General features: G+C 60.4%; 4 protein-coding genes and 4 pseudogenes. 6 read left to right on the forward strand and 2 right to left on the reverse strand.

Annotation, left to right across the window (positions count from 1 at the left end; all coding sequences use genetic code 11):
- Positions 1–129 (forward strand): annotated as a pseudogene (locus NKH50_RS28765) (IS5/IS1182 family transposase); the annotation flags it as partial.
- Positions 130–865: 736 nt separating this feature from the next.
- Here NKH50_RS28765 and NKH50_RS28770 read toward each other — a convergent pair.
- Complete coding sequence (locus NKH50_RS28770; protein ID WP_352882554.1) at positions 866–1,510, reverse strand: acyltransferase family protein; 645 nt, start codon at positions 1,508–1,510, stop codon at positions 866–868.
- Positions 1,511–2,092: 582 nt separating this feature from the next.
- On the opposite strand from NKH50_RS28770, the gene tnpA reads away from it, so the two are divergent.
- The 4 genes and pseudogenes from tnpA to NKH50_RS28790 all read left to right on the forward strand — a co-directional run.
- Positions 2,093–2,446 (forward strand): IS66-like element accessory protein TnpA, encoded by a 354-nt coding sequence (tnpA, locus tag NKH50_RS28775; protein ID WP_352882556.1) that lies wholly within the window; start codon positions 2,093–2,095, stop codon positions 2,444–2,446.
- 29 nt (positions 2,447–2,475) lie between these two features.
- Complete coding sequence (tnpB, locus tag NKH50_RS28780; RefSeq protein ID WP_352882558.1) at positions 2,476–2,763, forward strand: IS66 family insertion sequence element accessory protein TnpB; 288 nt, start codon at positions 2,476–2,478, stop codon at positions 2,761–2,763.
- Positions 2,764–2,829: 66 nt separating this feature from the next.
- Positions 2,830–4,502 (forward strand): annotated as a pseudogene (tnpC, locus tag NKH50_RS28785) (IS66 family transposase).
- A gap of 320 nt (positions 4,503–4,822) precedes the next feature.
- A pseudogene (locus NKH50_RS28790) lies at positions 4,823–5,176 on the forward strand (porin); the annotation flags it as partial.
- Positions 5,177–5,315: 139 nt separating this feature from the next.
- Here the strand turns inward: NKH50_RS28790 and NKH50_RS28795 are convergent.
- A complete protein-coding gene (locus tag NKH50_RS28795) occupies positions 5,316–6,992 on the reverse strand; it encodes a tetratricopeptide repeat-containing sulfotransferase family protein (protein WP_352707147.1) in 1,677 nt (558 codons plus the stop codon).
- Positions 6,993–7,661: 669 nt separating this feature from the next.
- Here NKH50_RS28795 and NKH50_RS28800 point away from each other — a divergent pair.
- Positions 7,662–8,118, forward strand: a pseudogene (locus tag NKH50_RS28800) (IS5 family transposase); the annotation flags it as partial.

Raw genomic sequence — 8,118 nt, forward strand, 5'->3', positions numbered from 1 at the left:
CGGACCTTCGGCTGGATGACAAGATGCCGCCGCCTCGTGCGCGACTACGAGCAGCGCATCGATGTCTCGCAAGCCATGATCCTTGGCGCAATGGACGGCAATCTCATCCGCCGAAACGCTCATCCGTGAATTTCAAAACGGACTCTTAACTCTGTGTCCATGGAACCGGTAGCAGGCCGTAGAGCGGCCTCTCACATTAACTGCGCATTCTAAGGACAGTTCACGGTGGATGGATGGGGCACACCTCGCTCCAGACAACCAAAGGCTACGCCCACACGCCGAAGCACCTTCAGGCCAGTCTGAGCGTCTCTGAGGACGCGGAACAGGTCGATGCCGCGCTGCACTTGGCATGACGCGCGAGACCGACCGCACCGGCACGGCGGTCTTGTAGCATCGCCGGGAAGACTTGACAGGTTCTACCGAGCGCTCGCACCTTTGGGCATTGGAATACCTGTCCTGCCTGACTGGCTGCGGGACAGCTGCTTGAGAGAGCGGGTGAGCGGTGCCTCTACCCACAAATGCAGGCCAACGCTGAAGAGACAGACAGCGGCAAATGCGGCGAATAAATAAAAAGTGGCTGAGAAAATGGAACCAGCCGGAAGCACTTTTGCCGCAAGAAAGTACACGCCGTGCAGAATCAGCGGATGGATTAGGTAGGTCGCGTAGCTCGCAGACCCCAGCAGGAGAGCGCCTCGATGCGACGCCCGATGGTTTGAACGCTCAAGTATCAACGCTCCGGCGACGATGACCGTCGCTGGTAGGCCAAGCCGCATGAGCCTGATTTCCCCGGTGCGCGTAACCTCGACGCCCAAGTACCAGTCCTGGGCAATCAGCACAGCAATGGCTACCCCAATCGCGAGGACACTCAGTGTTGCTCCGTGGGCAGGTCGAGTGCCCGTGACTTCAGATATAAGAGCCCCAGCAAGCAGCCGAGCGCGAACTCAAGTAGGATGGCATTCGTATAGTACTCGATCACAAAAGATTGTGGCTTGAATACTACGCCCATGAACCAAAACGACAGAAAGACCACCGACAAAATGGTAGTTGCCCGACTAATTCGCCCCGAAAGCAGGAAAAGGCCGAAGAAGAAATAGAAAAAGGCCTCGTAGATCAGTGTCCATGCCGGACTGAGTATGGGCTCCGAAACGCCGTCGAGTCGTATATTCGGCAGTAAGAACAGGGATGTCAGCAGGTCCGAGCCGTCCCAATTGTGCAGTCCTGACGGACTGAAGCCGACAGAGCTGACGGCTATTATCGCGAAAGTGGTGATCCAGTATAGCGGCAATATCCGGATGAGTCGGTCACGCCAGAACGCGGCGGGGCCACAGTGGCTTCTGTCGCTCGCATAAACCATGATGAAGCCAGATATGACGAAGAATATATCGACACCCGCAGCCCCCAGATGTGAATGAAAGGGAAGCGGGTGCAGGCGCTCGATGAACGGTTGGGCATGGTACAAAACCACCGCATAGGCGGCCACAGCCCGAAGCACCTGGAGATTGTTCAGCATCAGCCTGGCTCTCGCGCTCGCGACAGCCATTTAGTCTGACCGGAGGTGATTTCGGAGGCAATTACCTCTTTCGACGCCTCGCATGCGACGTCGTACCTCCTATTGGGGAGATGGCGCTGCGCCCAGGCTCGCCCTTTCTGTCAATCGGCTCGCAATTATTCCACGCCGAAATACACAAGGCCTCGCATTGGACTGGCCACCGTATTCGAATGGGACATTCGCCGCCGAGCAAGACAATGCCAAGGCGGCTCACCGCGGCATTTGGCAGGGCCGGTTCGATCAACCTTGGGATTGCCGTGCGGCGAACGCCGACAACGTCGAGACAGTCAGCGAGCGATCCACCGGGTTCGGGCTTCTCAGAGACCGTTTTGAAAATCGGCTCACTATGGGTTCCGTCTGGGGCTGGGTTATGATTCAAGCTTTGGATGCGGACAGAGCAGAGCCGTGGCCGGATGGCCCAGATCCGCCAAGAAGACCTTGCGCTGCCGTACGCCTCCGGCGAAGGCCGCCTTGCGCGAGCATGGCACGGTAGCGAAGCTGCGCTCTTAAGGTCGTCCTTACGAGCGTAGTTAGCAGCACAGCATGAGCCAGATGACGATATTGACCGGGCCGGAGCGCCGTCGTCGTTGGAGTGAAGAGGATCAGTGCCGGATACTGGCCGCGGCATTCGCGCCCGGGGCCACAGTGGCGGCGGTGGCGCGTCAGTACGATGTCGCGACCAGCCTGATCTATAAGTGGCGCCGCACGGTGAGAGCCCGCGAGACGGGCTTTGCCGAAGTTGTCGTGGCTCCCGATGAGCCTGTCGCCGTTTCGGTGCCGGCGGCATCCCCAGCGGTGATCGAGCTGGAGGTCGCCGGCAAGGTGCGGCTGCGGATTCCGCTGACCACGCCGCCAACACTGGCGGCAGCGATGGTGAAGGCGCTGGGCGTTTCATGATCCCGGTTCCGAGCCAGGTGCGGATCTGGTTGGCGGTCGGCCGGACCGATATGCGTCGCGGGATGCAAGGCCTCGCTCTGCAGGTTCAGGAGACGTTGGGCCGGGATCCGCATGCCGGCGATCTTTATGTCTTCCTTATCTGGCATGATGGGCTCGGCATGTCGCTATATGCAAAACGGCTCGAGAAGGGCCGGTTTCTCTGGCCGTCGCCGGCGGACGGTGCGATTTCCATATCACCGGCGCAGCTCGCCTACATGCTCGACGGGATCGATTGGCGCAACCCGCGTCACACGTTCCGCCCGCAGCGCGCGGGCTGAGTTTTTCTTTGAGTTTGCGCCATTTTCCGCGAGTCAGCGGACGCGTTTTATGATTCACTCCAGGGCATGGTTGCCACCGCCCAGGATGCTGTTCCGGACGATATTGGCGCGCTGAGAGCAGCGCTGACCGCGGCGCTGGCCAGAGCCGAAGACGAGGCCGCGCGCGCTGCGCTGGTCGAGGCCGAACTGGCGGTCGCCAGGGCCAAGGCATCGGATGATGCGGCGCTGATCGCACATCAGGATCTGACGATCCGGAAGCTGCAGCGGGCGCTGCATGGTCAGAGTTCTGAACGCTCAGCCCGTCTGCACGACCAGATGGAGCTCACCTTCGAGGAACTCGAGAGCACGGCGACGGAAGACGAGATCGCCGCCGAACAGGCCGCGGCCCGGACCACCGAGGTGGCGCCTTATGTGCGCAAACGACCAGCGCGCCAGCCATTTCCCGAGCATCTGCCACGCGAACGCGTGGTCGAGCCGGCGCCGAGCGCTTGCCATTGCTGTGGCGGTCATCGGCTGCGCAAGCTTGGTGAGGATATCACCGAGACGCTGGAGGTGGTGCCGCGGCAATGGAAGGTGATCCAGCACGTGCGGGAGAAGTTCACCTGCCGCGACTGCGAGACGATCAGCCAGGCTCCGGCGCCGTTCCACGCCACCCCGCGCGGCTGGGCCGGTCCCAGCCTGCTGGCGATGATCCTGTTCGAGAAGTTCGGCCAGCATCAGCCGCTCAACCGTCAGGCCGAACGCTATGCCCGCGAAGGCGTGCCGCTCAGCCTGTCGACGCTTGCCGACCAGGTCGGCGCCGGCGCCGCGGCGCTGATGCCGCTGTTCAGGCGACTCGAAGCCCATGTGCTGGCCGCTTCACGTTTGCACGGCGACGACACGACGGTGCCGGTCCTGGCCAAGGGCAAGACCGAGACCGGCCGATTATGGGCCTATGTGCGCGACGACCGTTCGGCGGCGCCGATCCTCCGGCGGCAGTGTTCTACTATTCCCGCGATCGTCGAGGGGAACATCCCGCGGCGCATCTCGCCGGCTGGAGCGGCATTCTGCAGGCCGATGCCTTTGGCGGCTATGGCGATCTCTATGCGACAGGCCGTCAGCCGGCGCCTGTTCTGGAAGCCAGCTGCTGGGCCCACAGCCGGCGCAAAGTGTTCGAGCTGGCCGATATCGAAGCGGCAGTGCGCAAGAAGGCGCGCGGCGACAAGCCTAACCTGGTCTATCCGCTAGCGGTTGAAGCCGTGAAGCGCATCGATGCCCTGTTCGATATCGAACGCGCGATCAACGGCCTGTCGCCAGGCCAACGCCTCGCCGTGCGCCAAGAGCGGAGCGCACCGCTGGTCACCGAGCTCGAGCGCTGGATGATCGAGACGCGCGACAAGCTCTCGCGCGGACACGATCTGACCAAGGCCTTCAACTACATGCTGCGCCGCTGGTCATCCTTCACCCGGTTCCTCGATGACGGGCAGATCTGCCTATCGAACAATGCAGCCGAGCGAGCCCTGCGTGGCATCGCTCTCGGCAGAAAGTCCTGGCTGTTCTGCGGTTCCGATCGCGGCGGCCAGCGCGCTGCCGTTCTCTACAGCCTGATCGTCAGCGCCAAGTTGAATGACATCGACCCGCAGGCCTGGCTCGCCGACGTCCTCGGCCGACTGCCCGCCTGTCCGGCCCATCGCATCGATGATTTGCTGCCATGGAATTGGAGATCCGCAAGACTGCGGACCCAACCAGCGGCGGCCTGATCATGCAGCGCAATAAGGTGCATCACGTCTACACCGTCGAGCGTGTCGCCAGGGACCTCGGCGTCAGCGAAGCGCTCATCCAGGATCTGACCCTCGGTCTCGAGCCCGAGGACGGCGTCATCTGGGTGTACGGCGCCAACGATGACGACGGGATCTTGGCCTTCACCGATGAAGGCTTGAGGAGGTCAAGCTCCTCTCGAAGAATATCATCGCGTCTCCCCATCGAAAGGTTGACCCCAGCACCGCGGTGCTCAGGTGCTCATGGCCGCTGGATACGCACGTCTGCGGTCTTCACCGGACTTCACCGGATGGGTACGTTCGGCTATGGCAACGATGGGGACCTTAATGATGTCCATCTCATCGGCGGGGGCATCGACGCCAACGGTCGTGGCTTCTACAAGCAGTGGGGCGGCAACTGGGCTTGGTGGGCCGGCGGCACCTACAAGTTCAACGAGAAGGCCGCGTTTAATCTCCAGGTGTCTGGTGACGACGACAAGAACTACGGTGTGGCTGCGAACGTCGCCTATACCGCTGTTCCTGGCTTCACGATCACGGCCGAAGTTGACTACAACCACTACGGCAACTTCGACACTCCGACCATCTACGGCAACTGGGTCGGCGCCGACAAGAAGAACAGCGTCGGCGGTATCCTCCGCTTCCAGCGCGACTTCTAATCGGCAGCATCTGACTGAAATCGACCCGGCGGGCAACCGCCGGGTTTTTTCGTATACGTGACGCGATTATCTGATCAAGGTCGCACGAGGAACGTCGACGGCTTCGTCATCAGGATTTGTGGTCAGTCGCCAATCCTGTTCAAAGTACGGCAAGATCACCCAAGGCATCGATCAGTGGCTGGATCCTATTTTCATAGTTTTTCCAGCGCTTGACCGACGATTTATAGATCGGTTGCCGGACTTGCCAGCGACTGATAGTTCTGACCGACCCAGCCTTATCGAAAAAGCGAAGACAGGCATCATCCCAGGTCAAGCCAAGGTGATCTATCAAGCGACGCGATTGCCCTTCCTGGTCAGATATCAGCTCTTCGTAGCGATTCTCAAAAATTCGCCCGGGCAAGATCGAGTGCCAATGGCGCATAAGCCGCTCATACTCACGATAAGCCAGTCCAAGAGTCCCAAGGTCGTAACTGTAATCAAGGCCCTTTTTTAGGTCGGAAAAGAAACAGGAAAGACAATTGTCGATCGCGTCGCGCTTGCAGTGAATAAAACGCGCGTTCGGGAAGAGGATGGCGATCAGACCGATAAGCTCGAAATTATGAGGCAGTTTGTCGATAATGCGTGGTGCGGTAGGCGAATAGAGACGCAAGTTGGATAGATATTCCTCAGCCAACGCATGCGATTGCTGGATCGTCATCGACTTGACTGTCCATCCAAAGGTTTGTCCCGGCTCCCCCTTCAGGCCGATGGAGGCCGCGATTCGCCCCAGTTTCGTAAGCTCTCCGGCCCCGTGAACGTAAGGATGGCTCGAGCAGATTTGCTCGGTCAGTGTTGTACCCGAGCGCGGCATCCCGAGGACAAACACGGGCGCTTCGGATGGGTTACCATACCCGGCTTTGGATGCCAGCAAGCCGGCATCGAATAGCCCGATCAGGGAATCGACCCACCTGCGGTAGGACTCAATGTCAAAATCTAAAGTCCTGAATGTCTTGGCCTTTAGAAAATGGTCCATCGCCTCGCCGTAACGGCCAAGGTCGTTCAGAACCTTGCCTGCCGCCAGATGAAGCCCATAGGGCTCGTCGGCGGAAATCGCCGGGTTGGCAAGTTCGTCCAGGATGGACTTGAGTTCGGGCGGTTCGGTAGAAAATTTCCGGATGCCTACAAGGGTGTTGTAAGCCCCTGGCACGTTGAGACGCCTGGCGATGTTTTCCGTTAAACAAGCTGCTGCCTCGTCCATCCGTCCGAGACTTACGAGCGTATCCGCTAGACCCATCCGGGCTTGCGGATGATAGTGGTCGATCCGCAGCGCCTTCTCATAGATGGGCAAAGCCATGTCGGCCTTGTCGAATTTGGCGTAGGCCTGCGCCAAGCCGCAAAGTGCCTCCAGAAGATCAGGCTTCAATTCGCAGGCCCGTTGCAAGTGCCTGATTGCGGGCAGGTAATCGCCAACCTTTAAATAGGTTTCGCCAAGTGTGAGCCGGTAGTACGGATTGTTAGGCTCTTGGGTGACCGCCCGGGCCAAGTATTTGATGGACAACTCATCATCGAAATCCAGCCCCAATGTGCCAAGTATGTACAATGCCAGCGGATGCTCACGCGTGCGCGCCAGAACGCGATGACAGAGCTCCTCGGCCTCAGGTAGCTGATCCAATTTCTGAAGTTCAAGCGCTTGCCTCAACAGCATGTCGTCGGCCTGCGCGCGAGGCGGGCGGGCCTGCGGCTTGGCTTTGGGTGGCGCAGCTTTCGGCGGTGCCGCCTTAGCCGGGGGTTGAGTTTTGAGGTGCTTTGCCCAGGCGGGCGGCAATCGGTTGCTCATACTATGTCGCTAGCAAAACGGCGCGGGAGAATCCAGCCTTGGGCGAACCGCCAAGTAAGCGCGACGATGCTCTCGGCCAGTCAGTACGACGGCGAAAACACCATGTCCGTCGAAGGCTCAACCCGGGATGCGTCGCTAAAAGGTTTTGAAATCGTCCTGTCACTCTTTCCGGGCGTTAGCGCCGCCCCTCACCTGCCTGCCGGCACCCTCTCCCCTTATAGTGACGGGGAGAGGGGCGCTGTGATCGGCGATCTCACCAATCGCCGGCCTGCAAGAGAGCCAGCGCTGCGGCCCGCCCCTTCTCCCGTCACTATCTAGCGTGCGCACACATTTGATTCAACTCCAATGAAATCAAAGTGATGGTCGCATTTCTGGAGCCGAGCATCGGGCTCAACAGCTTGGAAAACGTACGTTTTCAAGGCTCTTGGCTTATCAAAGAAATTGCCCCTTCGAATCAGATGTGTGCGCACGCTAGCCCGTCACTATACGGGGAGAAGTGCCCGGCAGGGCGATGAGGGGCAGCGCCGGCTTCGAGAATTGATGTTCCCACCACAAGTTGGAAGCGGTCAGTCGGCTGAAGCGATCGCCGCGGCTCGGCCACGCCGGAAAACTTGCACCCTTCCCCCGCCCACGCTAGCAAGTGACTCCCCTTCCACGCGAGCCTGTGCCATGCTCGCGCAAGGCGGCCTTCGCCGGAGGCGTACGCGCTACCCGTCTGATTTGACGGACGAGGAGTGGGAGCAGTTCGCGCCGCTGATGCCCAAGCCTGGGCGTCGCGGCCGTCCGCGCGAGCGTTGATGTCCGGGAGGTGGTCAACGCCGTGCGCTACCTGGTCCGCTCCGGTCGCGGTTGGCGAATGCTGCCGATCCATTTCGGGCCCTGGCAGACGGTCTACGGCTGGTTTCCCGAGTTGGCGCGGCGTTTTCTGTTCCAGACCATCCACGATGTGGCGCTGATGCTGGATCGCGAGCGAGCCGGGCGCGAGGCCAGTCCCACGGCTAGCGTGATCGACAGCCAGTCGGTCAAAGCTCCGCAAGCTGAAACAAGGGTTACGACGCCGGCAAGAAGATTGTCGGCCGCAAGCGACACGTTGCCGTCGATACGGATGGGCGGCTCTTGATGGTCA

Source organism: Mesorhizobium sp. M1027, from assembly GCF_040318745.1.
Taxonomy (GTDB): domain Bacteria; phylum Pseudomonadota; class Alphaproteobacteria; order Rhizobiales; family Rhizobiaceae; genus Mesorhizobium.

Coding starts and splice junctions, on each gene's coding strand:
- tnpA (WP_352882556.1), top strand. CDS start 2,093: ATGAGCCAGATGACGATATTGACCGGGCCGGAGCGCCGTCGTCGTTGG.
- NKH50_RS28795 (WP_352707147.1), bottom strand. CDS start 6,992: ATGAGCAACCGATTGCCGCCCGCCTGGGCAAAGCACCTCAAAACTCAA.
- NKH50_RS28770 (WP_352882554.1), bottom strand. CDS start 1,510: ATGCTGAACAATCTCCAGGTGCTTCGGGCTGTGGCCGCCTATGCGGTG.